Here is a 25,812-nt window from a genome sequence, read left to right as displayed (position 1 = left end):
CGCTGGGGGTAGTTTTTCATGACAAAATATTTTGGTACTGACGGAGTAAGAGGTATTGCTAATAAGGAGTTGAGTCCTGAGTTAGCATTCAAGTTAGGCCGTTTTGGTGGTTATGTCTTAACACAACATTCCGAAAATAGTGACTCTCGTCCACGAGTACTAGTTGCCAGAGATACGAGAATTTCTGGTCAAATGTTACAATCAAGTTTAATTTCTGGACTTCTTTCAGTAGGTATCGAGGTTTTGAACCTTGATGTGATTACAACTCCAGCTGTTGCATACTTGATTAGAGCAGTCTCTGCAGATGCAGGAATTATGATTTCAGCTTCACACAATCCCGCTGAAGACAACGGAATTAAGTTCTTCGGTTCAGATGGCTACAAGTTGCCTGATGACGTTGAAGATGAAATTGAGGAGTTGCTTGATGCAAAAGAAGATACTTTGCCAAGACCTTCAGCTGAAGGATTAGGTAGCGTTTCTGACTATCCAGAAGGTGCTCAAAAGTATCTTCAATTTTTGAAACAAACTTTGTCTGACGATTTAAGTGGTATGAAGATCGTCTTGGATACTGCAAATGGTTCAACTAGTCGTTTAGCAAGTACACTCTTTGCCGACCTTGGAGTTGACTTTGAAATCATGGCTTCACACCCTGATGGAATCAATATCAATAAGAATGTCGGTTCAACACATCCTGAAGAATTAGCTAAACGAGTTAAAGAATCTGATGCCATTGCTGGTTTGGCCTTTGATGGTGACGGTGATCGTTGTATTGCGGTCGATGCAGACGGTAATATTGTTGATGGCGATAAAATTATGTTCATTCTCGGTAAGTATTTGCACGATGGTGGCCGTTTGAAGAAAGATACGATCGTTACTACCGTTATGAGTAACCTAGGTCTTTACAAGGCCATTGAAGCCAATGGAATGAAGTCTGTTCAAACTGCTGTGGGTGATCGTCACGTGGTAGAAGAAATTCGTGAGAATAACTATAACATCGGTGGAGAACAATCTGGTCACGTCGTCTTGTATGAATACATGAATACTGGAGACGGGATGCTAACAGGAATCCATTTGTTGCATGTTATGAAAGAGACTGGCAAGACATTGGCAGAATTAGGTGCTCCAGTCAAAGTTTATCCACAAAAGCTTGTCAATGTTCCAGTTGCTGATAAGAATTCATGGGATCAACACCAACCTATTCTTGATGTCATCAAGACGGTTGAAGACGAAATGGCTGGCGATGGTCGTGTCTTAGTACGTCCTAGTGGTACACAAGCGCTATTACGTGTCATGTGTGAAGCTTCAACTGAGGAAAAAGTCAATGCCTACTGTGACCAAATTGTTGAAGTAGTCAAAAAGGAATTAAATTAATAATCAAAAAACTAGTTAAAAAACTAGTGAAAAGATACAATTGAATAAATTAAAAGAGATTGAGGGAAAAATAGGCCCCAATCTCTTTTTTTTATTTATTTTTTCTAATGGTATATATACCATATCGTCTATATCGGTACATACCAACTGTACCAATTTTGGAAAATGTTAATCTTTTCTTGACAAAGAACTGATATATTAGTATTCTAGTCATTGTCGCAAGATGATAAATGGTTCTAAAAGAACTATACCATTTTAAAAATAATGAACTATACCAATTTAAGAAAGGCATTGATTAATATGTGTGGAATTGTTGGAGTTATTGGAAATAATAAAACTACTGATATTTTATTAAACGGATTAGAGAAATTGGAATATCGTGGCTATGATTCAGCCGGGATTTATGTCAATGATCAAGCTGGTCAAGACTTCTTGGTTAAAGAAGTTGGTAAAATCAGTAAATTAGAAAACGCTGTTTCAGAGGATGTCCAAGGCTTAGTTGGTATTGGTCATACAAGATGGGCAACACATGGTAAGCCAACCGTTGACAACGCTCATCCTCATTTTTCAGAAGATCATCGTTTCTACTTAGTTCACAATGGAGTTTTAACTAACTTTGAAGAACTTAAAGAAAAGTATTTATCAGATGTCAAATTCCATAGTCAAACTGATACCGAAGTTGCAGTTCAATTGGTTGATCACTTTGCTAAAGAAGGACTTGATGGCGAAGCAGCTTTCCGGAAGGCTTTGAGTCTAATCGAAGGTTCATACGCTTTTGCTATGATCGACAAGCAACAACCAGATCGAATTTTTGTTGCAAAGAACAAGAGCCCACTGTTGATTGGTGTTGGCAAAGGCTTCAATGTTATTTGTTCCGATGCTATGGCGATGCTTGATCAAACTCATCAATTTTTAGAAATTCATGATGGTGAAGTTGTCATTTTGGAAAAGGGTGCTGTCAAGATCAGTAAAATTGACGGTACACCAGTCCAAAGAGATCCATACACGGTAGATCTTGATGCCAGCGATATTTCTAAAGGTACCTACGAACACTACATGTTAAAAGAAGTTGACGAACAACCTAATGTGATGAGAAAGATTTCCCAACATTATTTAAAGGCCGACGGAACGATTGATGTCGATCCAAAACTCTTAGAAGCTTTGAAAGAAGCCGACCGACTTTATATTGTAGCAGCTGGGACGAGTTATCATGCTGGCCTTGTTGGTAAAAATATTTTTGAACAAGTTGCTGATATCCCGGTAGATGTAGAATTGGGAAGCGAATTTGGTTACCATATGCCAAAACTTTCTAAGAAACCATTCTTTATTTTCCTATCCCAAAGTGGTGAAACCGCTGATAGTCGTCAGGTTTTAGTTAAGGTCAATGAAAAGAAATTGCCTAGTTTAACGATGACTAATGTTGCCAATTCGACTCTTTCAAGAGAAGCCACTTTCACGATGGAATTGTTAGCTGGTCCAGAAATTGCTGTAGCCTCAACTAAAGCTTATACGGCACAGATTGCAGTTGAAGCAGTACTTGCCAAGGCTTTAGGTATGGCTAAAGGAGTTGAAGCTGCTAAAGAATTTGATGTTAAGAAACAATTAGCTCTAGCTGCCAACGGTATTCAAACGATTGTTGATGAAAAAGATAAAATCAAAAAATTAACTGATGAATTCCTCACTGGTCAAAAAGATGCCTTTTATATCGGCCGTGGAATTGACTATGCATTATCACTTGAAGCTGCTTTGAAGTTGAAGGAAATTTCGTATATTCATGCTGAAGGCTTCGCCGCTGGTGAATTGAAGCATGGTACGATTGCTTTGATCGAACACAATACACCAGTTATTGCATATGTAAATGATGGTGTGGGTGCTAGTCATACACGTGGTAATATTCAAGAAGTTGAAGCTCGTGGCGCACATGTTTTAGTCATTGCTAGTCAAAAATACTCTGAAGCTGGCGATCAAATTATTATTCCTGAAATCGATGAATTGATTTCTCCAATCATCAGTGTAGTGCCAGCTCAATTGATTGCTTATTACGCAAGTTTGGCTCGAGGCAATGATGTCGACAAACCTCGTAATCTTGCCAAAAGTGTTACGGTAGAGTAACCTATTTTAATGTGTTTTAATTAGTCTCTATATTGAATAGAGGCTTTTTTTATTAGTAAAAAATATAGATTGGTGAGTTTTTTATGCGTTCTAAAAAATTGAATTTATTCTCAACTATCATGTTCGGATTGAGTGCAATCATCGGTTCTGGTTGGATGTTTGGTTCCAGTCAAGCTGCTAAAATTGCCGGTCCGGCAGCCATTATTGCTTGGATCTTGGGCGCAATTTTGGTGGCTTTGATTGCAATGGTCTACGTTGAGATTGGAACAATGTTTCCAGAAGACGGGGCGATGAGTCGTTTTACGATGTATACCCATGGTTCGCTCCTGGGACATATCTTTTCTTGGGCTAATTGGCTCTCTTTACTAGCTATTTTACCCATAGAAGCCGTTGCTTCGACCCAATATATGAGTAGTTGGCCTTGGAAATGGGCCCAGTGGACTCATGGTTTCATGGAAAATGGTCAATTAACCGTCAGTGGAATCGCCATGGCAACGGTCTTAATATTCATATTTACCATTATTAATTATTGGTCAGTAACAATTATGGCCAAATTTAACAACTTTATCTCGGTTTTTAAATTATTAGTTCCTGTTATTACGATGTTATTATTGATTTCAGCTCATTTTGATATTCACAATCTGGGTGGGAATCTTCAACAATTTATGCCTTATGGAACCTCATCTATCTTCGTAGCAATCGGTAGTGCGGGGATTATTTACTCATATGTGGCGTTTCAGACGGTAATTAATTTAGGTAATGATATTCTAAAGCCAGCAGTAAATATTGCTCGTGGAATCATCTATTCACTATTAATCAGTGCTTTGATCTATATTGCCTTACAAGTAGTCTTTATTGGCTCGCTACCTCAGTCGATAATCAGCCATGGTTGGTCGGCAATTAGTTTTAATTCTCCATTTGCTGATCTGGCAGTTTTGTTGAATATTTATTGGTTATCAACGCTGATTTATTTTGCAGCCTTCATTTCACCGATCGGTAGTGGAATTGCTTTTTCAGCTTCAGCTAGCAAATCATTGTCTTCCATGCCTAAGAATAAGCATTTACCTAAAATATTGAGCAAGATTGATAATAGTTACAACACACCTCGGGTGGCTTTAATGGTTGATTTTATGGTTAGTTTTTTACTGATTGTATTATTTAAAAATTGGGCTTTATTATCACGTGTGGTGGCAGCTTCAACTTTGATCTCATTATTATCCGGTCCAGTCGTAGCGGGAAGTTTGCGGAGAATGGGTCCTGATTTTAAACGTCCTACCAAAATTCGTGGAATGAAGTTTTTAGCACCAGTTGTATTTGATTTGATTAGCTTAGCAATTTATTGGTCAATGTTTCCGACAACAGTTGAAGTGATTATTATCATTATCGTTGGTTTACCAATCTATTTTGTGTATGATTTTCGACGTGGATTCAAAGAATTTAAGGAAAAATTTTATGCTAGCTTATGGCTGATCGTCCATCTTTTTGGATTAGCTTTGATTTCATGGGTTGGTAGCAACGATTTTGGCGGAATCAATTTGATTCATTATCCGTTTGATTTCTTGGTAATAATTATTTTTTCAACTTTGATGTATTATTGGGCCATTAATTCAGCTTATTATTCTGGATATTTTGATGACGCAAAACAACTTAATTCAAAAGTTAATTGGGATGAATGATAATGACTAATTTAAAAAGAACAGAAAAATGGTTTTGGGGTGGAGTTGTTTTAATCGAACTGATCTTGTTTTACAGTTCATCAATGACTTATAAACAACAGACGTCAGTTCCTTTTTTAGAAAAATATATGCATGGCAAGCCGTTTTATAATAGTTTGAGCAGAATTCATTTTACCTATGGTGGCAAAGTACAATCGGTTGAAAATGACGGTTATTATAAATTTGTGGAATTCTTTATTCGCAAGGGTGCTCATTTTGGTATTTATTTAATATTGGGTGTTTGCCTCTGCTTGGCGTTATTCACGTACTTCAAGAAAAATCTCTTTTTGAGAATCTTTATTCCGTGGATGGTGACTACAGGTTTGGCAGCATTTGATGAATTTCATCAAGGATTGACTGGCGGAAGGACTCCATCTGTGATTGATGTTATTTTGGATAGTGCCGGTGCATTGACTGGGATACTATTAGTAAGTTTGATTGTATTTTTGGTGTTTAAGTATCACGATAAAAAATTGAAAAGAGCTTGATTCCAGACAATATTATTAAAACAGCGACCATCTTTTCAACAGTCATAAAAATGTCGTTTTTTTAAAAGTTAATTCCCCGACAAATATTGAAATAACACGGTTACTTTGATAAAATAATATGCGGTTTACAATATTCATGAAAGAAGGAAACAGAAATGTCAGGACATTCAAAATGGCATAACATCCAAGGTAGAAAAAGTGCCCAAGATGCCAAGCGTGGTAAAATCTTCCAAAAGCTGTCTCGTGAGTTATTCATGGCAGCTAAGGCGGGTGGCTCCGATCCTAACGATAATGCTGCCCTTCGTTTAATAGTAGATAAAGCTCGTGCAGCCAATATGCCAAAGGACAACATTAAACGTGCCTTAGACAAGGCTGATGGCGGTAGTGATGAACATTATGATGAAGTTACATACGAAGGTTACGCTCCAGGTGGGGTTGCAGTCTTAGTAGAGGCTTTAACAGATAACAAAAACAGAACTGCTTCTGCCGTACGTGTTGCATTTACCCGTAACGGAGGTAGCATGGGCTCAAGTGGTTCAGTTGCTTACATGTTTGATCGTAAAGGTTACATCGTGCTCGACCGTACAAAGAACACTCAAGATGAGGATACAGTTTTGATGGACATCATGGACTTAGGTGCTGATGATCTTCAAACATCTGATGACGCTTATGAAATCTATACAGAGGCAAAAGAATTTGCTGCTGTACGTGATGGTTTGATTGAAAAGGGTTATGAACTCGCTGATTCAGAATTAACAATGATTCCTCAAAACACAACTCCAGTGCCAGAAGAAAAGAAGGAACAATTCCAACACATGATCGACCAATTGGAAGATGATGAAGATGTTTCTGAAGTTTATACTGCTGCTGCAGATGATGACGAAGAATAATTTTTTTAAAAGACTATGGACAGATGCCCATAGTCTTTTTTTTTGCGTAATTTTTTTTGAAAGGGGGTTGAAATATGACCGCAGAAACAATGGTTAACAATTTATTAACTGAAGCTTGTACTAATAAAATTTCTGATATTTATTTTTTTCCACGTAATAATTCTTATCATTTAGAGGCACGCAATTCGATTCAAAACTATACCGTAGCTGATTTAACGATCGATGAAACTTTAGCAATCATGAATTATTTGAAATTCAATTCGGGCTTGGATGTTTCCGAAAGACGACGGGCGCAGAAGGGAGCGTTTAATTTTAATTTTCAAAATCGCAGTATTTTTATTCGGATTTCTTCAGTAGGTGATTTTAAGAATCGTGAGTCCATGGTGGTTCGACTGATCTATCCCCCGGAGTTGACTTCCGCCATTGATGAAAATATTATTGCCGGACTGCTGCCGCTGGCACAACGCAAGGGCATGATGATTTTTGCCGGTCCGATGGGTTCAGGAAAAACTTCTTTAATGTATGCTTTAGGTCGACAACTTAGTTTTACTAAGAAGGTAATGTGTATTGAAGATCCCATTGAAATCGTTGAAGATAATTTTTTGCAGCTGCAAGTTAATAATGAAGCTGGCATGACTTATGAAGAACTGATCAAAACTAGTTTAAGACATCGTCCGGAGGTTTTGATCATTGGTGAGATACGTGATAGTCAGACTGCTAAACAAGCGATTCAGGCGGCCATTTGTGGCTATACAGTCATGACTACTATTCATGGTAAGTCGAAGTATTCCGTTGTGCAGAGATTGCGGCAATTTGGCGTGAATGATACGGAAATCCTTAATTCGGTGAACTGTATTTCATATCAAAGATTAGTACCGACTGATTATGAATTGAAGTTATTTATCGATACGATGAATAGCACTCAGATACAATCATTTATCGACAATGATATGAAAGATGATAACTGGAAAGCTTTGATACAAAATTCTTATCAAATGGGTCAAATAAATGAAGAAACTTATCAATAATTTCTCTACGGCTAAGAAAATCAAAAGAACACAACAAGCTGAATATTTGCTGATAATTAGCAAACTACTTCGAAATGGTTTTTCACTAAGTCAATCAATTAATTGTTTGCGCTTACTAGATTTGGAAAATAAAGTCCTCGAACGGATCAATAATGATCTGCATTCGGGAAAAATGCTTTCACAAGCTTTGCAGCATTTACAGTTGCCTTCAGTAATTTACAATCAGTTGATCATTGCACAAGAGCATGGGAATATTGCCTTAGCGATTGAACAGACTGGTCAGTTGATGCAGACGCAGACCAAGCAGAAAAATAAGTTGAAAGAATTACTCATTTATCCTTGTTTCATACTAGCCTTTTTACTAACTATGCTAGTGGGGATGAAGTTATTTATAATTCCTCAATTACAAGTTGCTGGCGGTGGAAAAAATATCGATTTATTTTTGGGACTACTGCTCGGCATTATTTTGTTTACAGGAATAGCCTTTGTGATTTTTAGTTGGAAAATGCATCAAAAAGCAGAATATCAGCGAGCCCAGATCCTTGTGAAATTACCTTTCGTTGGCAAAATTTATCTGAACTTTTTTCAGTTTATTATTTTGCAAGGATTGGGTATGCAATTGGCCAGTGGGATGAATTTATATGAAATTTGTGAATCTAATAACCGCTTTCAAAAAGATTCGATTCAAGCCTTTTTAGCAAGCCGCTTCATCGATAATGTCATGAATGGTCAAGGACTCTTGAACTTGATTGAAGAGGAGATATTATTGCCCAAACAATTGAGAGTTTTATTAGAGGCTGGTGAAAGTGGCACCCAATTGGCTGACGACTTATTACTATTGGCAGAATTGAAGTTTGAGGAAACTAGCCAAGGACTTAAGAAAATATTGAATATGATACAACCAGTTTTATTTGGTGTGATTGCGATCGTAGTGATTGCCACCTATTTGATGATTTTATTGCCAATTTACGGAATGATGAGGGGAATGTCTTAATGAAAAAAATTCATAAAGCTTTTACATTGATCGAAATGGTTATTGTATTGTTCATTATCTCTTTATTGCTGTTAATTATGATTCCTAATCTAATGACTGAAAAAAATAAGGCTGACGAACGATCCAATGAGGCTTTTGTTAGCATGATTAAGACCCAGCGAGAAATGTACGCGGGTAATAATGCTGGAACGGTGCCAACTTTAAAACAATTAAAAGATGATGGCTACATTTCTGATAAACAATATGAAAAGGCTGAAAGCTTAAAAATTCCTGAAACAGCGGCTGAGAAAAATTGATGAAAAGTCTGAAACATTCAGGTTTCACTTTACTCGAAGTCATCATTTCTTTAGGAATATTTTGCACGTTGACTAGTCTAGCTGTCTATAACTTGAAAGATTATCAAGCGAGATGTGAAGAACAAGTCGCATTAGCATGGTTCAAAAACTCACTCAAATCAGCTTACAATCAAGGCTACTTAAAAAAACATGCTACCAAAATCATCATTGATCACAACAGGATTATTTTTGACACCACGGCTAGTGACAACCGTTTCGAACGTCATAACGAAAGAACTTTGCCGAAAACTTTGACCTTGATTGGAAAAAATAACTATCAAGTATACAGTTCTGGACAATCAGGACCAATCACATGGACTTTTGAATCGAGTTTGACTCATCACAAGTATATTTATAAAGTGCAGATGGGATGGGGTGAAATATTTGAATCTAAAACGTAAGGGGCTTTTATTGCTGGAGTCTTTGACAGCCTTTTTCATCTCACTGATCATAATTTTTACGCTGACTTATTGCGTCACTGAGCAATTAAAGCTTTTAAACCACTGGGAAGAGAGAGTCACGGCAGATAAAGTTATCTGGCTCCATTTAAAAAGGAATAATATTCCTGACCCGTTAATTGTTGCGGGACGAAAGTACTATTACCACCAGCAAAATAACTTATATCAAGTGAAAGTGAATAATCATGTCTACTCAATTAAAAAGTAAGCACAGGGGCTTTGTTTTGTATGAAGCCATCATTGCTTTAATGGTGACGATTTTAACTGTAGGTATCTTACAGCAGTCATTGAAGATCTTACAGATGGTTCAACAAACGTCGTACAGGGAACAACTGCGTTGGCACATTACCGAGGATAAGTTGCAACAGATGTTATCAAACTACAAAGCTGGCGAAATAAGTGAAGACAAAATTGAGTTGGTAGATAAACAAACGAATATGCCGAAAAGAATTATCAAAGTATTTAACTTTCAACAATTAATAATTACGACCGAAAAAGGCGGGTACGAGCCAATTATTACTAATTTAAAGAAAATTAGGATTGAAAAAAATCAAAATTTAGTTATTATTACAACAGTGAATAAAGCCGGTAAAATTTCCCAAATGTGTTTAACTAATGATTCGTAAAATAATTTTCGGCAATCAAAAAAATAGCGGAACCGTCCTGCTAAATAGTATATTAGTACTAGCGGTTTCAATTATGGTTGTCGGTTATAGCACGGTGTACGTTAGCCAACAGATCGATGATTACCGGCAGTTAGATAAATATTATCAACAACAAATCAACAAAGAATTTAATAAAAGTAATAAAATAAACTGATATGAATTTCAGGAATCCTTGAATAAAATCGGTTCCAACGTTAAAATTTTATTATTAAGCAAAGAGGTTAACTATGTCAGATAAAGATATGCAATCATATTTCGATAAGCTAAACGAGGCCAATGGATTATTGAAAAAGTCGTTGCGAGTTAGCAACATTGATTCGCTTGCCGAAACATTGACTAATATTTCTGATGGAAAAGTCTATGTGGAAAACGATGTTCCCGATAAGGAGACCGTTGCCAAATTAGAACAGCTTTATCAGGAATTAAAGGCATTGAGTTTAACGCCAGCTCAATTGAAACAAGCTATCACCGTCGCAATCATTAAGTCTCAAAAAGATGACAATACTGAAGTAAATAAACTAATGACGCCTGATGCTATTGGATTGATTGCTAGTCTCATTGCTTATGAGATCTTGACTGTTCAAAAGAAAAATAGTGTCAATATTGTGGACCCAACAGTCGGAACAGGTAATTTATTGATTGAATTTATCGAGCAGTTAAAAATGCTTGATAAATTTAAGATCAATGCTGCGGCCTTAGATAATGATGATGCGTTGGTCGGTTTAGCTAAGTCGTTTAGTGAAGTAATGAATCTCAACTTAGATGCTTATCATCAAGATAGCGTTGCTGATTGGGATATTACGGATATTGATATGGCCATTGCTGACTTACCAGTTGGTTATTACCCTATTGACGAAAACGCAGCTAAGTTTCAAACTAAGGCTGATAAAGGTCACTCTTATGCACACCATTTATTAATTGAACAAACGATGAATAATTTAAACGATGGCGGAATCGGGATATTCATTGTACCTTCACAAATTTTCCAAACTGATCAAGCAAAGAAACTTTCTGAATGGATGGTTTCAAGTGTTTACTTGCAAGCGGTACTTGATTTACCTGCAACGCTTTTTGCTTCCAAAGAGGCTCAAAAGGCAATCGTGGTTTTACAAAAGCACGGTGCTGGTGCTAAGCAAGTCGGAAATGTTTTGATGGGAACAATACCAGATGCCAACAATCCAAAATTATTTGAGGGATTTAAAGACCAGTTACAAGACTGGGCGAAAAATTTTGAAGGTTAGGTGAGATTTATGTCAAAAATCATGGCCGTTAATTCTGGTAGCTCTACTCTGAAGTGGAAACTATATACAGTGCCTGAGGAAAAAGTTATTGCTAAAGGTATGGTTGATCGTTTGGGTCTGTCTGACTCGGTTTTTGAGGTCGAGTTTAATGGCAAAAAGATCAGTGAAATGGGCGATATTGCCAATCACACAACTGCAGTCAATAAAATGCTTGAAAAATTAATTGATTTGAAAATAATCAATAGTTACGATGAAATTACTGGTGTCGGCCACCGAGTTGTTGCTGGTGGCAGTATTTTCAAAGACTCTGCAGTCGTCACACCTCGAGTTGTTCAACAGATCAAGAATCTGTCTGAATTTGCGCCACTCCATAATCCAGGACAAGCAGCCGGAATTGAAGCATTTGAAAAAATCTTGCCTGATGTGCCTCAAGTGGCTGTCTTTGACACATCGTTCCATCAAACTATGGACCCAGTTAATTATTTGTACAGTATCCCTTACGAATATTACGAAAAGTACGGCGTCCGTAAATTTGGGGCACACGGTACAAGTCACCGTTATGTTTCCCAAGCCGCTGCTGATTATTTACAAAAGCCAGTTAATGATTTAAAGATCATTTCTTGTCATTTAGGAAGTGGAGCTTCGATTGATGCAATCGCTGACGGCAAGTCTGTCGACACGTCGATGGGCTTCACTCCACTAGCAGGTATTACAATGAGCACCCGTTCAGGTGATATTGATCCATCATTAGTCGCTTACTTAATGCAAAAGAAGAAGATTACTGATCCTGATGAAATGATAAAGATTCTTAACACTAAATCTGGCTTATTGGGAATTTCTGGTGTTTCTCCAGATATGAGAGATCTACTAGCTACAAGGTCTGAAAATGATCGCTCGGATTTGGCAATTAAGATTTATATCAATCGTATCGTTAAATACATTGGTTCCTACATTGCATTGCTTGGTGGGACAGATGTCTTAATTTTCACCGCTGGTACGGGAACGAACAACGCCGAAATCCGCGCTGATATAGCCAATAGTTTTAACTATATGGGTATAAAAATTGATAAAGATAAAAATGAAAATGGCACTGGAACACGTGTAATCAGTACAGATGATTCAACCGTCACGGTGATGGTTGTTCCAACTGATGAAGAGTTAATGATTGTTCGCGATGTCGTTCGACTAACTAAATTGAGTAATTAATCATCAAGGAATCGAAACAAATTTAATTTGTTTTGATTCCTTTTTTTTTCCCAAAAACTAGATTGAAATTTTTAAGTAAAACGTTTATGAAAGCCTTTACTTTTTTGATATAACTGCTATATTTAGGGTGTATAGACGAGAAAGCAGATAGAAGAATTTGAATGGAGGTAAATTATTATGACAAGAAAAGCCTACATGATTGGTACTGGTATTGGTAATCTAGCGGCCGGTATTTATTTAATTCGTGATGGTGGCTTTACCGGAAATCAAATTACGATGATGGGACTAGAAACACACGGAGCTAACGATGGTGCACCTGTTAAAGACTATGAAACAGAGTACAGCAACGAAGCTTTGAGCAATAGTAAAGGATTTTTGGCTAAAGGTGGACGTATGTTGAATGAAGAGACATATGAGAACCTTTGGGATCTTTTACGTTCGGTACCATCCTTGGATCATCCAGGACAAACAGTAACAGACGATATTTTGAATTTTGATCATGCACATCCAACACATGATGTGGGACGTTTGATGGATGATGACGGACCTCGTAATAAACCTAACAAAGACAACTACAGACATATGCAATTTACGAACAAAGAACGTTATTTGTTAAGTAAATTGATGTTGACGCCAGAAAAAGACGAAGAGACTTTGAACAACATCAGTATTGCTGAATGGTTCGAAAGTACACCACACTTCTTCACAACTAATTTCTGGTACATGTGGCAAACAACTTTTGCCTTCAAACGTGCTAGTTCAGCTATGGAATTACGTCGTTACATGAATCGAATGATTTTGGAATTCAGCCGTATCAATACTTTGGAAGGTGTCACAAGAACACCTTATAACCAATATGAAAGTATTATTTTGCCAATGCGCAAGTACTTGGAAGATCGTGGCGTAACCTTTATCAATAACCGTAAAGTTACTGATTTGGAATTCAAGGACACACCACTCCAAGATGACATTATCGTTACTGGTATCAAGTATGAAGAAGTTGATAACGACAACAAAGAGGGACATATTGACATTGCCGAAAATGACCTAGTCTTTGATACTAATGGTTCAATTACTGACAGTTCATCAATCGGTGATTTCAATACCCCAGTGAAAGAGAATATGGAGTACGCACCTAGTGCAATGCTTTGGAAGAAAGCAGCCGAGAAGTTCTATTCACTTGGTAATCCAGACAAGTTCTTCAATGACCGGACTCAAAGTGAGTGGATGAGTTTCACCGTTACAACGAATAATCATTATTTAGTTAACGAAATTGCTCGGATTACTCAACAAGAACCAGGTAATGCCTTGAATACTTGGATTCACAGTACACCATTGATGTCGATCGTGGTACACCATCAACCACACTTTAAGGCTCAAAAACCTAACGAATCAGTCTTCTGGGGCTACTTCATGTATCCAAGAAGAAATGGTGACTATGTTCAAAAGCCAATCATTGAAATGACTGGTAAAGAAATGCTGGAAGAATTCCTTGGTCAATTGGCAGCGGTTGATCCAAGTAAAGATAACATTGCTAACCATAAAGAAGAAATCATGGACAGCATTGTCAATGTAATTCCAGTTCACATGCCATATGCCAGTGCTTTGTTCAATCAAAGAGCTGTCGGCGATCGTCCTGATGTCGTTCCAGAACACAGTAAGAATTTGGCCTTCATCAGTCAGTTCTGTGAACAACCATTCGATATGGTCTTTACTGAACAGTATTCATTCCGTGCTGCTCAAAGAGCTGTCTACACATTGCTCAACATTCCGCTTTCAGAAATGACACCAATGCATCATTATGAAAAAGATCCAAAAGTCATGGCTCGTGCAACTAAGACCATGTTTAGATAAAAAAATATTTCACAAGCGGAGCTGAATCAACTTTCAGTTCCGCTTTTTTGTGAAAGAACAATGCTTGAAATCAGCCACTTTGTGAAGAAACATTCACAATAAAATGGCTGATTTTTTTGATGTGAAAAATGTATTCCAATCAAAATAGCTGATTGGGTGTTGATATATCAACGTGGATACGTTTTCATTGATTATTTGAAATAAAACGCTTGAACAAAGATTACACAGTGATAAGATAAAACGTGAATTAGTTAACAAATATAGTTTCAATCTTGGAGGTAATCAGATGTTGAAAGGTTCCAAAGATACAAAAGTTGATGAAAAAGAAGCTGTAAAACCTGTGATCGATGCCATGGTTTCTAAAGCTCAAAAAGCTTTAAAAGTTATGGATAGTTTTACTCAAGAACAAGTTGATCATATCGTTCATCAAATGGCGATTGCTGGATTAAATGCCAGCTTTGAATTAGCCAAGTTGGCTTATGAAGAAACAGGCCGTGGGCTAGTTGAAGATAAAGTTATTAAGAATATGTATGCGACAGAAGAGATCTGGCATTCAATTAAGCGTGATAAGACGGTTGGTATCATTGAAAATGATAAAGAACACCGTTTGATCAAAGTCGCTGAACCATTGGGTGTTTTAGCTGGCGTTACGCCTGTAACCAATCCAACTTCAACAGCAATGTTCAAGTCATTGATTGCTTTGAAAACACGTAATCCCATCATCTTTGGTTTCCACCCCCAAGCTCAAAAATGTTCTGTTGCGGCCGCAAAGGTCATGTTAAAAGCCGCTATTGATGCTGGTGCTCCTGAAGGAGTGATCCAATGGATCGAAAAACCAAGTATCGAAGCAACTTCATACTTGATGAATAACGACGGAGTCGCTAGTGTCTTGGCCACCGGTGGTCCTGGTATGGTTAAGGCTGCTTATTCAACTGGGAAGCCTGCTTTAGGTGTTGGTCCTGGTAATGGCCCTGCATATATTGAAAAGACCGCTAATATCAAGCGTGCGGTTAATGATATTATGATTTCGAAGACTTTTGATAACGGAATGGTTTGTGCTTCGGAAAACAGTGCTATTGTTGATGCAGATATTTATGCTGAAGTTAAATCATTATTTGAGAAGAATAAAGTGTTCTTCCTCAAGAAAGCTGATTACAAGAAATTGGCTGAAGCAATGTTTAGACCCGAAGGTGGAGTCAAAGGTCCTATCGCTGGTCAATCAGCGTTGAATATTGCCAAACTTGCTGGTATCAAGGTTCCAGCTGATACGAAAGTACTCGGAGTAGAATTAAGCAAGGTGGGTCCTGATGAGCCACTTTCTGCAGAAAAGCTTTCACCAGTTTTGTCTGTTTATAAGGTTGCAGGTCACAAAGAGGGATTCCAAAAAGCCGATGAGCTTTTGCACTTCGGTGGCTTAGGTCACACCGTTGGAATTCATACGATGGATGAAGATTTAGCAACTGAATTTGGTATTAAGATGAAAGCTAGTCGTGTACTAGTTAATACTCCTGCTACCATCGGTGGTATCGGTAATCTTTATAACGAAATGATCCCTTCATTGACACTTGGTACTGGTTCATGGGGTAAGAATTCTATTTCTCATAACGTATCTTCATTTGATTTGCTTAACATTAAGACAATAGCAAAACGGAGAAATAATATGCAATGGATCAAACAACCAAGAGTTTATTATGAAAAGACTTCTGTCCGTTACTTAGAGGATCTTGAAGGAATGCAACGTGCCTTTATCGTCTGTGACCCTGTGATGGTTCAACTAGGTTATGTGGATACGATTACTGACGAGTTGAAGCGCAGCAAAGTTAACGTTGAATATTCAATGTTCTCAGACGTTGATAATATTGTGACAACGGATGTCGTAAAACGTGGCGTTACCCAAATGAATTTGTTCAAGCCTGATACGATCATTGCTTTAGGTGGAAGCACGACCATGGCAACTGCCAAAGATATGTGGTTGTTCTATGAGCATCCAGATGTTGATCTCTTCGGTGCAAAACAAGGCTTCATTGATATTAGAAAACGGACTTATAAGTTCCCTAAGCCTGAAAAAGCACAATTTGTTGCTATTCCAACAACCTTTGGCACTGGTGATCAAGTGACACCATTTAGTTCAATTATCGATACAAAGACCGGAACTAAATATCCAATTGCTGACTATGCTTTGACTCCTGATGTAGCGATCATTGATTCTCAATTTGTCGAGACGATGCCTCAAGATATCATGGCTGAATCAGGGATGGACGTATTGACCAATGCCGTTGAATCATACGTAGCTAATATGGCCTCAGATTATACTCGACCATCAGCACTTCAAGCAGTCAAATTAGTTTTTGACAACTTAGAAAAAGCTATCAGTGGCGACAAGGATGCTCAAGCTGAAATGCACAATGCTTCAACCTTAGCTGGCTTATCATATGGTAATGCCTTTGCAGGTGTTGCACATTCAATTACTGATGTCCTAACGAATGAATACGGGATCAAGCACGGCCTAGCTTCAATCATTGCCTTGCCACAAGTGATCAATTACAATTTTGAACAACCAACTAAGATGACAATGTGGCCTGCTTATGAAAGCTTTAGAGCTGACTCAGATTACGCTGCCATTGCTAGATATATTGGATTGACAGGTAAAGATGAGCGAGAATTAAAGGACGCTCTAGTCAAGAAAATTGTTGATTTGGCCCATGCAGTCGGGATCAAACTAAGTCTTAAAGATAACTTTATTGATCAAAAAGACTTTAATAGTAAGCTTGATACTTTAGCTGAAGCAACTTTTGGCGATCAATTCTCATTCACTAATCCTAAGGAACCTTTGATTTCTGAATTGAAACAAGTCTTACAAGATGTTTATGTCGGAAAAGGAATCGAAAGTAAATAATACATAAAAACTAATAGTACTTGTAATCGAATTATGTTTATAAGTACTATTTATTTTTTTATTATCTTTTATTCGAAGTTCGCCATAAAAAGCCCTGCTGAACTGGTCTATACTAAGAATAATGGGGAGAAGGCTCTGAGATATCATTACAAACAAGGGGTTGTTTACGTGAGAATCAATAAAGAGCAATGGAGTTGGATTTTTTATGATTGGGCTAATTCGGCGTATGGGATTATTGTGACCACGGCAGTTTTGCCAGTCTACTTTAAATCCATCGCACAGACGCAACATGTTTCGGCAGCTGGATCGACAGCAATTTGGGGCTATGCCAATAGTTTTAGTACTTTATTGGTCTCATTATTGGCACCGTTTTTAGGAGCTTTGGCTGACTATCCTAATTTCAAAAAGAAAATGTTGAATATTTTTTGCTGGCTAGGCATTATTATGACCTTTGGCCTGGCAGCTGTACCAACTCAGCAGTGGCAACTATTACTAGTAGTTTATATTTTTTCCGCAATTGGTTATTCGGCCAGTAACTTATATTATGATAGTTTTTTGATCGACGTGGCAGATGACCAAGAGATGAATCGAATCTCAACCCATGGTTATGCCTATGGATATCTAGGCGGGGTAATTGCCTTTTTGTTCTTCTTAATTTTGCAGTTAACGAATGGATTCGGCCGATTAGATGGCGCAGGTATTGCTCGTTGGAGTTTTGTGATCGCCGCAGTTTGGTGGATCATCTTTTATCTACCTTTACAAAAGAACGTTCAACAGCGATACTTTGTAACTGATAATGCGGCACCATTGAAAGATAGTTTCAAGCGTGTGATTCAAACTGTCCGCCATATCAAGCGATATAAGCAAGTTGCTTGGTTTCTAGTGGCTTATTTCTTTTATATTGATGGTGTCGATACGATTTTTACGATGGCTACCGCTATCGGGATGGATATTGGTGTCCAGACGAACGAATTGATGATCGTAATGTTAGTCGTTCAGTTGGTTGCCTTTCCTTTTTCGATTTTGTTTGGATGGTTAGCTGACAAAACCTCAACTCGTAAAGGAATTCTCTTGGGGATCGTAGTTTACTTCATCATCTGTTTGTATGCTTTGAACTTAAAAACAAGTTTTGACTTCTGGGTGCTGGCCTTATTAGTCGGTACTAGTCAAGGTGGCTTACAAGCTTTGAGCCGCTCGTATTTTGGAAAAATTATCCCCAAGGAGTCAGGCAGTGAATTTTATGGCTTTTTAAATATTTTAGGCAAATTTTCAGCTGTAATGGGACCATTTATTGTGGCAATTGTCACTCAATTGACTGGTAAATCAACAATAGGAGCTGCCTCAATTAGTTTACTGTTCTTGATTGGTTTAATCATTTTTATTAGATTACCTAAAATTACGACTCAAAAAGTTTTAGATATCAATTAAAAAATAGGTAACTCGTCCTCAAATTGGACCAGTTACCTATTTTTTTGCTACTTTATTGTGTTGTAATTTAAAGCAGATGATTATTCAGCGTCATATGATTTTTGGAACAGTTCTACAAGCTCTTGTTTGTTACCTTTGCGAGGGTTAGAGAAGGCATTGCCATCCTTCAAAGCATTTTCAGCCATCAATTCAAAGTCCTCAGGTTTGGCTCCGATTGCTTTAATTGAACGAGGGATACCAACGTCATCGGCTAACTGTCTCATAGCTTTGATAGCCAATTTAGCGGCATCACGAGTTGACAGACCAGAAATGTCTTCACCCATAGCCACAGCCAACTGGGCAAATCTCTCTGGATTAGAGATGATATTGTATTCTTCAACGATTGGAAGCAAGATAGCGCAACATACACCGTGAGGGGCATCGTATTGACCGCCAAGTTGATGAGCCATAGCATGAACATAACCAAGATCGGCGTTGTTAAAGGCCATACCACCAAGCATTTCGGCTTCTACCATCTTAGTGCGGGCTTCAACATCATGTCCATTAGCATAAGCTTCGCGTAAGCTCTCTTCAACTAGCTTGATACCTTGAAGACATTGGGCATCAGTAATTTCGTTACGGTGAGTTGAAACGTATGGTTCGATCAGTTGAACGAATGTATCCATACCAGTTGCAGCAGTTAGGCCTTTTGGAACATCTAACATCAACATTGGATCATTGAACGATACAAGGGGAATATTTCTCCAAGAAACAACGACGAATTTGAGATGTGTTTGCGTATTTGTGATAACACAGTGTCTAGTAAGTTCTGAACCAGTACCAGCGGTTGTGTTAACAGCAATCAATGGAGGAAGGGCATTGTCTAATGTTTCGATACCAGCGAGTTTTGTAATATCATCGCCGTTTGTCAAAATAATACCAGTTCCTTTACCAGTATCATGAGCTGAACCACCACCAATCGTGATGATACCGTCACAGTTATTATCTAAATAAATTTTTTTAGCTTCTTGAATATTATGAACTTTAGGATTTGGTTCAACACCGTGGTAGATTGTGAATTTAACGCCAGCAGCAGTCAACGAGTCAGTGGCTTGTGCAACAGGTCCATTAGCGACGCTTTCCAAAAACTTATCAGTCACGATCAAGGGGTTATTCATATTTAACATTTTGGCACGCTCGCCAATCTTCTTAATAACACCAGCACCGAAGAAGTTAACACTAGGCATTAAAAAATCAAAATTTTCTTTCATAATAGTTCCTCCTCTTTGATATAAAAATATTTTATATATTTATGAAAGGCTTTTCAATAAGTTTGTTAGTTGAATAATCAATTGAACAATATTTTATAACGATTTTTCACTATTCAAAAAATGAATAAAAAATAGACATCATTTTGAATGTTAATTAGTGGTTAGATAGGGTATAACTTTTTTAGCACTTGAGTAATTTGATGTCTTTTTTGGAAAACGTTTACAAAAAATCTTTAGTTTGGTACTATAGACTCATTCGAATGAGTCTAAGAAGAGAGAAAAATATGCAAGCTTAAAAAACATCAAAAGAAAAGACAGAAAAAACTAAGTTTAGCGAGTATGCATTTCAATCGATATTTGGTTTTTCGTTATCTTACAACAATTTTTTTATTAATTTATATTGGTTAATGCCAGGAATTTTAGTAATTGGAGCCGGTGCGGTAATGGTTAAACAAGTCAAAAAATATTGGAAACACAATAATAAATTACCAATAATGAGAGGATATTATTGGTTACTAACCAAGTAATGAAGCAGTTGCATACTAGACTCAATAAAAGGAGAAAATAATGACTACAGGATTTAAAGATGGATTTTTATGGGGCGGTGCTGTAGCCGCCCATCAATTTGAAGGTGGCTGGGATAAAGACGGTAAAGGAATCAGTATTGCTGACGTGATGACCGCTGGTGATAATAAGACTGATCGGGAAATCACTGATGGTATTATTCCTGGTAAGAATTATCCCAATCATGAGGCAATTGATTTTTATGATCATTATAAAGATGACGTCAAAATGTTTGCTGAATTAGGATTAAAGTGTTTCCGAACCAGCATTGCTTGGACGAGAATTTTTCCGAATGGTGATGAAGAACAGCCGAATGAAGCTGGATTAAAATTTTATGATGATTTATTTGATGAATTGCATAAATATAATATTGAGCCAGTGATCACCTTGTCACACTTCGAAATGCCTTATCATTTGGTCACTGAATATGGTGGCTGGCGTGATCGACGTTTGATTGATTTGTTTGTAAGATTTGCGACAGTTGTTTTCAAACGATATCGTAATAAGGTTAAGTACTGGATGACTTTCAATGAGATTAATAATCAAACTGGTTTAAATGAATGGGGACTATTCACCAATTCAGGTATTTTGGTTAAACCAGGTGAAGATGCTGAAAAAGTTATGTATCAAGCAGGTCATTATGAAGTAGTTGCTAGTGCAATGGCAGTTCAAATTGGTCATCAGATCAATCCTGATTTTAAGATTGGATGTATGTTAGCTATGGGACCAACATACCCAGCAACTACTGACCCGAAAGACGTCATGAAAGCTCAAAGAGCGATGCAAGCTAACTACTGGTTTGGGGATGTTCAATGTAAGGGAAGATATCCAAAGTGGTTAACAAATTATTTTGAAAGAAAGAATTTTAACTTGGATATCACTTTGGCCGACTTAGATGTAATTAAGGCCGGAACGGTTGATTATATAGGATTCTCCTACTATGCTTCACACGTTATTAAAGCTGATGTTAACGAGCCCGATGATTTCATGACTCCTAAAAAGAATCATGAAGTTAAGAATTCAGCACTGATTCGGTCTGATTGGGGTTGGGAAATTGACCCGGTTGGGTTAAGATATGCGTTAAATTGGTTCAGTGAACGATATGATTTACCATTGTTTATTGTCGAAAATGGTTTGGGAGCTTTTGATAAAATTTCAGATGATGGTAAAATCCATGATGATTATCGTATCGATTATTTGAGAAAACATATTGAACAAATGAAACTTGCGGTTGAGTTGGATGGTGTTGATCTGATGGGATATACTCCTTGGGGATTCATTGATCTGGTTTCCGCCGGTACTGGCCAAATGGATAAACGTTATGGAATGATTTATGTTGATAAAAACGATGCCGGAGTTGGTTCATTAGCGCGTAAAAAGAAAGATTCATTTGATTGGTTCCATAAAGTAATTGAAACTAATGGTAATGATTTGAGCTAATGAGTTAACGTTATATGTATTGACAAGACGTACACTATCATCAGATTATAAGATGAGAGGTGCGTTTTTTGTCGGAAAGGATGTTTTAAAATGACAGCCAAAATGAATATTAATGTTTTAGTTCAAAAAATTATTTCGGCCATTCAAGCAGGTAAATTGATGGATGAGCAACGCAAACTTCCTTCCGAACCGGTTTTGATGGATTATTATCAAGTAACCCGTTATACATTACGAAGTGCCTTACAGCAATTGAATACAATGGGATATATTTATCAAGTTCACGGCGTTGGTACCTTTGTCCGTCAACAGCAGACTAATGAATCAATGGCCTTGGAGCATAATGGTGGTTTGAGTGATGAAGCGGACCGAGTCGGACGCAGTTTGACGACAGATAAGGCCACAGAAAAGATTATTCCTGCTTCGGAGGCTGAATTTATACCAGAGACCGTCAATTTCGATAAAGATGAAATGTTGATTGATGTGACTCGTTTTCGCTCTTTAGATGGCGATCCATATGTCATGGAGCATTCATACTATCTCCAGTCGGTGATTGAAGAAATTCCCCAAAGTGCGTTGTTCGGTTCACTGTTTCATTACTTTGAAGAGCAAAAATCGACCCAAATTGGTTTTATTGACCAGCTGATTATGAGTGAACCCTTACCTAAGACAGCTAGTGATTTTATGAAGTTACCGATTGGCTCGCCAAGTTTAGTTGTACAGGATGAAACCTATCTCAATACCGGACAGTTATTGGCATTTTCAAAACAATATTATAATTTCAAAACCGCTAAATTATTTGTTGTTAAAAAAGTCCATTCAAAGAGTAAACGCTAGAAATTTTTGATATTAATTAGGATATAACGAAAAAAACACCTAATGAGGTGTTTTTTTGTTAGCCGTGATTAGGCGATAATTGAATGAATTAATAACCAATTCAATCTGTTGATTTTGAAGATAATAATTTTTTCCAACTTTAGTAATGGTTGTTGTGGTATCAGTAATTATTCTTTGAACTAGTTGCTCAATATCAGCGTTTGAGAGCTGCATCTGTAATTTTTTATTGACGCGTCCAAAAACTAGTGGGGTATAGCAGACATTTTTTGAAAATACTTCACGTTCAGGAATCATACTTATTTCCACTTATCGATCAGATGAGCTGTTTCTTTAGTGTTGTTCGTGAAGATACTGTCCAGCTTCAAAGTATTTAAGGCATCATAATTGTCATTGTAAGTATTCAAGACCCAACCATTAGTCTTAAAACCATTCTTGTGAGCAACTTTAATTAGTTTTGGTGTCCACTGGTCTAGTTTGATCGAGATGAATTTGATATAACGGGGAGCGTTTTCGATCTGTTCACGATATTGGCGTTCGGTAACGGAATCTAATAGCCAGAGTGTGGGAACGTTTTTTAATGACTTATGCACAGCTTCGATACCGGGTAAACTTTCGTCTTGCATAATGACGTTATTAGTCATTTTATATTGCTTTAACTCTTTGATGAGGGCCTTTTCAGTTGCCGTATTGTCACCCGCATTCTTTTTTGTTTCTATTATATAATGAACCTTTTTGCCATAACGTTTGAAAACATCTTTTAACTGATGGATTCTTTCGCCATTGTGGAGTTTTACTTTGTTGATTTTATTTGAATTTGACGTTGAAATCGTGACATTATGATCAGTAGATTTCTTTAGATTGTCATCGTGTGAAACGTAGAGTTTATTATCTTTACTGAGCCAAACGTCTTGTTCAATATATTGAGAACCATCTTTGATAGCTTGATTATAGCCGCTGTATGAATGATCAGGATTATTGTAGGGACTACCCCGGTGTGAAAAAATTAAAGGATTATTTGGCGAGGCATGATTGACACTTTGAGTGATCGATGTCAGATTTTTAGCTTTCGGAGCGGCAGCAGCTTGAGCAGTAGCAGTTGAAAGTGGCAAGCCTAATATGGTTAATAGTAGCAGCAATGATGCGATTTTTCTCTTTTTCATGATATCCCCTCTGAATGTATTCAATCATATTTTACTCGTAAAAAAAGTGTTACCGCAAGTTAATGGGTAACACAATTTTTTTAATGAAGCTTAAATGAACGATGGTTCTTGGCTGGAGCTTTGTTCAAAGCTATTTGTTTAGTTTTTTCACGTTCAATTTTTAGTTGTTTACTTAATTGACGATTCTTCCAAAATCCATAAACAGAAATCGTTAAAGGAACAGTTGTCAAGGCGATTGAAGCTGGAATCAACCAAGGATTCTTACGAATAATTTCCAAACTCACATCGGTATTGGCTTTTATTTCTTGGTGTAATTTTTCTGGTGTCAACATAATATCGCATCCTTTCGGCTTCCACTCAAGCATAAGCTAAAATGTAACCGATGTCATTAATTATTGACGAAAATTTTATACCAAGTTATTTTAACTTTGATAAGATTGACCTTAGATATTAGTTAAAGAGGTTTTCTAATGAAGCGCTTCAAAAGTCATAAATTGTTCCAGTTACGAGAAATAGCCATCGGTTTAACTTTTGTTGGTGGCTTTATCGATGCTTACACATTTGTCCAAAGGGGGCATGTTTTGGCAGCGGGGCAGACGGGTAACATTGTCTTTCTCAGTGTCGATATTGCTCGTCAAAATTTACCAGGAATTGTTACTAAGATCATGACGATGCTATTCTTTTGCTTAGGAATTATAGTAGTCGAATTTCTGAAACACAAAAATAATCGTAGTCATTATTGGCGTTTAACTAGTTTAGTTGCTGAGTTTATCATATGTATTGTCGTCGGTTTTTTGCCGAAAACAGTTTCTAATCTCTACGTCGTACCACCATTAGCATTTGTGATGGCGATGCAAAATATATCCTTCGATCAAATTGAGGGCTTGGGGTATAACAATGTCTTCTCAACGGGTAACTTGAAAAAGGCAATTATTAATTTTATTGAATATTTCTATCACCATCGTCAAGGAGACATCACCACGTCCAAAATTTATTTTGAATTAGTTTTAGGCTTTTCGTTTGGGGCCATCATTTCCGCACTTTTACAGAAGTGGTTATTTCTGAGAACCATTTGGATCGTGCCGATTTTGTTAATAATTATCGGTGGATACTATACAGCTTTAGTGTATCGTCGAGAAAATTAGCTACCAGAAGTAAATTTAATACCGATAATACTGATCAATAATAGGGCCACAAAGCCCCAAGTCAGTGGTGATAATTTGTCGCCAAAGAGGACGACACCAACGATGATAGAGCCAACTGCGCCGACCCCGGTCCAAATTGGATAGGCCAAGCTCATCGGCATTTTTTTAACCGCTAAAGCTAATAGTCCCATGCTTAGTGCCAAGCCGACAACGGTTAAGATCGTGTAGTTTAGTTTTGTAAAGCCATGGCTCAATTTCATTGTCGTTGCCCAAACAACTTCAAAAAGTCCAGCGGTAATCAAATAGATCCAATTCATAATAGTTTCCTCCAAAAAAATAAGTATTCTCGTTAATTCCTTCATTGGCCTAATGGAATTAATAAGAATACTTTTTTAGTGACACCCGGCGGTGTTAATTGATTTCTAGTTATTCTAGCAAAAAAATTTGTTGATGGCAAACAGTCATTGAAAAATCTTTAATATGCTTAATGATTTGATTTTTTGTTTTAAAGAGTCGGTATGTAGATTATAAAATGAAGTTAGATTAAATTAAGAATCATCAGAAGATAAATAAAAAGGCTTGATTACTTTATATGCCCTCCAATTATTATATGTAGTAGAATTTTTGAGTCACATTAAACTTTAAAACTGATAACCAGTAACTAAACACAGTAACATGTTTCCATCTTAGGTAAAACGCTTACAAACAAGAATATTTAATCTATACTGTAAATGCAAA

General features: G+C 37.2%; 24 protein-coding genes. 19 read left to right on the top strand and 5 right to left on the bottom strand.

Annotated features, from left to right (window positions below):
* The first annotated feature begins 18 nt into the window (after window positions 1-18).
* The 16 genes from glmM (at window position 19) to ACYT32_RS10575 (ending at window position 18,681) form a co-directional block, all read left to right on the top strand.
* Window positions 19-1,371, top strand: a complete 1,353-nt coding sequence (glmM, locus tag ACYT32_RS10650) for a phosphoglucosamine mutase (protein ID WP_395266203.1) — start codon at window positions 19-21, stop codon at window positions 1,369-1,371.
* 300 nt (window positions 1,372-1,671) lie between these two features.
* Window positions 1,672-3,483, top strand: a complete 1,812-nt coding sequence (gene glmS / locus ACYT32_RS10645) for a glutamine--fructose-6-phosphate transaminase (isomerizing) (RefSeq protein WP_395266225.1) — start codon at window positions 1,672-1,674, stop codon at window positions 3,481-3,483.
* Window positions 3,484-3,566: 83 nt separating this feature from the next.
* Window positions 3,567-5,159, top strand: coding sequence for an APC family permease (locus ACYT32_RS10640; RefSeq protein ID WP_395266202.1), 1,593 nt, complete (start codon window positions 3,567-3,569; stop codon window positions 5,157-5,159).
* Between the two features lie 2 nt (window positions 5,160-5,161).
* Window positions 5,162-5,686: a VanZ family protein gene (locus ACYT32_RS10635; RefSeq protein ID WP_395266201.1), complete on the top strand. Its 525-nt coding sequence runs from the start codon at window positions 5,162-5,164 to the stop codon at window positions 5,684-5,686.
* A 155-nt stretch (window positions 5,687-5,841) separates the two neighbouring features.
* Window positions 5,842-6,576, top strand: a complete 735-nt coding sequence (locus ACYT32_RS10630) for a YebC/PmpR family DNA-binding transcriptional regulator (protein WP_395266200.1) — start codon at window positions 5,842-5,844, stop codon at window positions 6,574-6,576.
* Between the two features lie 74 nt (window positions 6,577-6,650).
* Window positions 6,651-7,604: a competence type IV pilus ATPase ComGA gene (gene comGA / locus ACYT32_RS10625; protein WP_395266199.1), complete on the top strand. Its 954-nt coding sequence runs from the start codon at window positions 6,651-6,653 to the stop codon at window positions 7,602-7,604.
* Window positions 7,585-8,598: a type II secretion system F family protein gene (locus ACYT32_RS10620; RefSeq protein ID WP_395266198.1), complete on the top strand. Its 1,014-nt coding sequence runs from the start codon at window positions 7,585-7,587 to the stop codon at window positions 8,596-8,598. The genes comGA and ACYT32_RS10620 overlap by 20 nt, the downstream gene beginning before the upstream one ends.
* A complete protein-coding gene (comGC, locus tag ACYT32_RS10615; protein ID WP_395266197.1) occupies window positions 8,598-8,894 on the top strand; it encodes a competence type IV pilus major pilin ComGC in 297 nt (98 codons plus the stop codon). Before ACYT32_RS10620 ends, comGC begins: the two co-directional genes overlap by 1 nt.
* Window positions 8,894-9,334: a prepilin-type N-terminal cleavage/methylation domain-containing protein gene (locus tag ACYT32_RS10610; protein ID WP_395266196.1), complete on the top strand. Its 441-nt coding sequence runs from the start codon at window positions 8,894-8,896 to the stop codon at window positions 9,332-9,334. The genes comGC and ACYT32_RS10610 overlap by 1 nt, the downstream gene beginning before the upstream one ends.
* 242 nt (window positions 9,335-9,576) lie before the next feature.
* A complete protein-coding gene (locus ACYT32_RS10605; protein WP_395266195.1) occupies window positions 9,577-10,017 on the top strand; it encodes a competence type IV pilus minor pilin ComGF in 441 nt (146 codons plus the stop codon).
* The gene (locus tag ACYT32_RS10600) at window positions 10,007-10,210 is read left to right on the top strand and encodes a hypothetical protein (RefSeq protein WP_461793444.1); all 204 of its coding nucleotides are present in this window, start codon (window positions 10,007-10,009) and stop codon (window positions 10,208-10,210) included. Before ACYT32_RS10605 ends, ACYT32_RS10600 begins: the two co-directional genes overlap by 11 nt.
* Before the next feature lie 73 nt (window positions 10,211-10,283).
* Window positions 10,284-11,297, top strand: a complete 1,014-nt coding sequence (locus ACYT32_RS10595) for a class I SAM-dependent methyltransferase (RefSeq protein WP_395266194.1) — start codon at window positions 10,284-10,286, stop codon at window positions 11,295-11,297.
* A gap of 9 nt (window positions 11,298-11,306) precedes the next feature.
* Window positions 11,307-12,503, top strand: a complete 1,197-nt coding sequence (locus ACYT32_RS10590; RefSeq protein WP_395266193.1) for an acetate/propionate family kinase — start codon at window positions 11,307-11,309, stop codon at window positions 12,501-12,503.
* 177 nt (window positions 12,504-12,680) lie between these two features.
* Window positions 12,681-14,357, top strand: a complete 1,677-nt coding sequence (locus ACYT32_RS10585; protein ID WP_395266192.1) for an oleate hydratase — start codon at window positions 12,681-12,683, stop codon at window positions 14,355-14,357.
* 286 nt (window positions 14,358-14,643) lie between these two features.
* Window positions 14,644-17,253, top strand: a complete 2,610-nt coding sequence (gene adhE, locus ACYT32_RS10580; RefSeq protein WP_395266190.1) for a bifunctional acetaldehyde-CoA/alcohol dehydrogenase — start codon at window positions 14,644-14,646, stop codon at window positions 17,251-17,253.
* Between the two features lie 168 nt (window positions 17,254-17,421).
* The gene (locus tag ACYT32_RS10575) at window positions 17,422-18,681 is read left to right on the top strand and encodes an MFS transporter (RefSeq protein WP_395266189.1); all 1,260 of its coding nucleotides are present in this window, start codon (window positions 17,422-17,424) and stop codon (window positions 18,679-18,681) included.
* Window positions 18,682-18,761: 80 nt separating this feature from the next.
* Here the strand turns inward: ACYT32_RS10575 and ACYT32_RS10570 are convergent, their stop codons facing one another.
* Window positions 18,762-19,931, bottom strand: a complete 1,170-nt coding sequence (locus ACYT32_RS10570) for an iron-containing alcohol dehydrogenase (protein ID WP_395266187.1) — start codon at window positions 19,929-19,931, stop codon at window positions 18,762-18,764.
* 567 nt (window positions 19,932-20,498) lie between these two features.
* Here ACYT32_RS10570 and ACYT32_RS10565 point away from each other — a divergent pair.
* Both ACYT32_RS10565 and ACYT32_RS10560 read left to right on the top strand, forming a co-directional pair.
* Window positions 20,499-21,935, top strand: a complete 1,437-nt coding sequence (locus ACYT32_RS10565) for a 6-phospho-beta-glucosidase (protein WP_395266186.1) — start codon at window positions 20,499-20,501, stop codon at window positions 21,933-21,935.
* 90 nt (window positions 21,936-22,025) lie between these two features.
* Complete coding sequence (locus ACYT32_RS10560) at window positions 22,026-22,769, top strand: GntR family transcriptional regulator (protein WP_395266185.1); 744 nt, start codon at window positions 22,026-22,028, stop codon at window positions 22,767-22,769.
* A 39-nt stretch (window positions 22,770-22,808) separates the two neighbouring features.
* Here the strand turns inward: ACYT32_RS10560 and ACYT32_RS10555 are convergent, their stop codons facing one another.
* The 3 genes from ACYT32_RS10555 to ACYT32_RS10545 all read right to left on the bottom strand — a co-directional run bounded on the left by ACYT32_RS10555 (window position 22,809) and on the right by ACYT32_RS10545 (window position 24,261).
* Window positions 22,809-23,063, bottom strand: a complete 255-nt coding sequence (locus ACYT32_RS10555) for a DUF3781 domain-containing protein (protein WP_395266184.1) — start codon at window positions 23,061-23,063, stop codon at window positions 22,809-22,811.
* A 2-nt stretch (window positions 23,064-23,065) separates the two neighbouring features.
* A complete protein-coding gene (locus tag ACYT32_RS10550) occupies window positions 23,066-23,929 on the bottom strand; it encodes a glycerophosphodiester phosphodiesterase (protein WP_395266183.1) in 864 nt (287 codons plus the stop codon).
* 80 nt (window positions 23,930-24,009) lie between these two features.
* Window positions 24,010-24,261 (bottom strand): transposase, encoded by a 252-nt coding sequence (locus ACYT32_RS10545; protein ID WP_395266182.1) that lies wholly within the window; start codon window positions 24,259-24,261, stop codon window positions 24,010-24,012.
* Between the two features lie 138 nt (window positions 24,262-24,399).
* Here ACYT32_RS10545 and ACYT32_RS10540 point away from each other — a divergent pair, with 138 nt between their 5' ends.
* Window positions 24,400-25,074, top strand: a complete 675-nt coding sequence (locus ACYT32_RS10540; protein WP_395266181.1) for a YoaK family protein — start codon at window positions 24,400-24,402, stop codon at window positions 25,072-25,074.
* Here ACYT32_RS10540 and ACYT32_RS10535 read toward each other — a convergent pair.
* The gene (locus tag ACYT32_RS10535) at window positions 25,071-25,391 is read right to left on the bottom strand and encodes a DMT family transporter (protein WP_395266180.1); all 321 of its coding nucleotides are present in this window, start codon (window positions 25,389-25,391) and stop codon (window positions 25,071-25,073) included. The two genes, ACYT32_RS10540 and ACYT32_RS10535, sit on opposite strands and share 4 nt — an antisense overlap.
* Window positions 25,392-25,812 lie beyond the last annotated feature (421 nt).

Source organism: Companilactobacillus sp. FL22-3, assembly GCF_054881455.1.
The sequence above is the reverse complement of the archived record's forward strand: the minus strand, read 5'-3'. Positions and strand labels throughout refer to the sequence as shown.

What these genes read in the sequence shown, in the direction of transcription:
- ACYT32_RS10565 (WP_395266186.1), top strand. Translation starts at nt 20,499, where the DNA reads ATGACTACAGGATTTAAAGATGGATTTTTATGGGGCGGTGCTGTAGCC.
- ACYT32_RS10590 (WP_395266193.1), top strand. Translation starts at nt 11,307, where the DNA reads ATGTCAAAAATCATGGCCGTTAATTCTGGTAGCTCTACTCTGAAGTGG.
- adhE (WP_395266190.1), top strand. Translation starts at nt 14,644, where the DNA reads ATGTTGAAAGGTTCCAAAGATACAAAAGTTGATGAAAAAGAAGCTGTA.
- ACYT32_RS10560 (WP_395266185.1), top strand. Translation starts at nt 22,026, where the DNA reads ATGACAGCCAAAATGAATATTAATGTTTTAGTTCAAAAAATTATTTCG.
- ACYT32_RS10630 (WP_395266200.1), top strand. Translation starts at nt 5,842, where the DNA reads ATGTCAGGACATTCAAAATGGCATAACATCCAAGGTAGAAAAAGTGCC.
- glmS (WP_395266225.1), top strand. Translation starts at nt 1,672, where the DNA reads ATGTGTGGAATTGTTGGAGTTATTGGAAATAATAAAACTACTGATATT.
- ACYT32_RS10600 (WP_461793444.1), top strand. Translation starts at nt 10,007, where the DNA reads ATGATTCGTAAAATAATTTTCGGCAATCAAAAAAATAGCGGAACCGTC.
- ACYT32_RS10640 (WP_395266202.1), top strand. Translation starts at nt 3,567, where the DNA reads ATGCGTTCTAAAAAATTGAATTTATTCTCAACTATCATGTTCGGATTG.
- ACYT32_RS10595 (WP_395266194.1), top strand. Translation starts at nt 10,284, where the DNA reads ATGTCAGATAAAGATATGCAATCATATTTCGATAAGCTAAACGAGGCC.
- ACYT32_RS10545 (WP_395266182.1), bottom strand. Translation starts at nt 24,261, where the DNA reads ATGTTGACACCAGAAAAATTACACCAAGAAATAAAAGCCAATACCGAT.
- ACYT32_RS10605 (WP_395266195.1), top strand. Translation starts at nt 9,577, where the DNA reads ATGTCTACTCAATTAAAAAGTAAGCACAGGGGCTTTGTTTTGTATGAA.
- comGA (WP_395266199.1), top strand. Translation starts at nt 6,651, where the DNA reads ATGACCGCAGAAACAATGGTTAACAATTTATTAACTGAAGCTTGTACT.
- ACYT32_RS10620 (WP_395266198.1), top strand. Translation starts at nt 7,585, where the DNA reads ATGAAGAAACTTATCAATAATTTCTCTACGGCTAAGAAAATCAAAAGA.
- ACYT32_RS10570 (WP_395266187.1), bottom strand. Translation starts at nt 19,931, where the DNA reads ATGAAAGAAAATTTTGATTTTTTAATGCCTAGTGTTAACTTCTTCGGT.
- ACYT32_RS10585 (WP_395266192.1), top strand. Translation starts at nt 12,681, where the DNA reads ATGACAAGAAAAGCCTACATGATTGGTACTGGTATTGGTAATCTAGCG.
- ACYT32_RS10635 (WP_395266201.1), top strand. Translation starts at nt 5,162, where the DNA reads ATGACTAATTTAAAAAGAACAGAAAAATGGTTTTGGGGTGGAGTTGTT.
- ACYT32_RS10540 (WP_395266181.1), top strand. Translation starts at nt 24,400, where the DNA reads ATGAAGCGCTTCAAAAGTCATAAATTGTTCCAGTTACGAGAAATAGCC.
- ACYT32_RS10550 (WP_395266183.1), bottom strand. Translation starts at nt 23,929, where the DNA reads ATGAAAAAGAGAAAAATCGCATCATTGCTGCTACTATTAACCATATTA.
- ACYT32_RS10535 (WP_395266180.1), bottom strand. Translation starts at nt 25,391, where the DNA reads ATGAATTGGATCTATTTGATTACCGCTGGACTTTTTGAAGTTGTTTGG.
- comGC (WP_395266197.1), top strand. Translation starts at nt 8,598, where the DNA reads ATGAAAAAAATTCATAAAGCTTTTACATTGATCGAAATGGTTATTGTA.
- ACYT32_RS10555 (WP_395266184.1), bottom strand. Translation starts at nt 23,063, where the DNA reads ATGATTCCTGAACGTGAAGTATTTTCAAAAAATGTCTGCTATACCCCA.
- glmM (WP_395266203.1), top strand. Translation starts at nt 19, where the DNA reads ATGACAAAATATTTTGGTACTGACGGAGTAAGAGGTATTGCTAATAAG.
- ACYT32_RS10610 (WP_395266196.1), top strand. Translation starts at nt 8,894, where the DNA reads ATGAAAAGTCTGAAACATTCAGGTTTCACTTTACTCGAAGTCATCATT.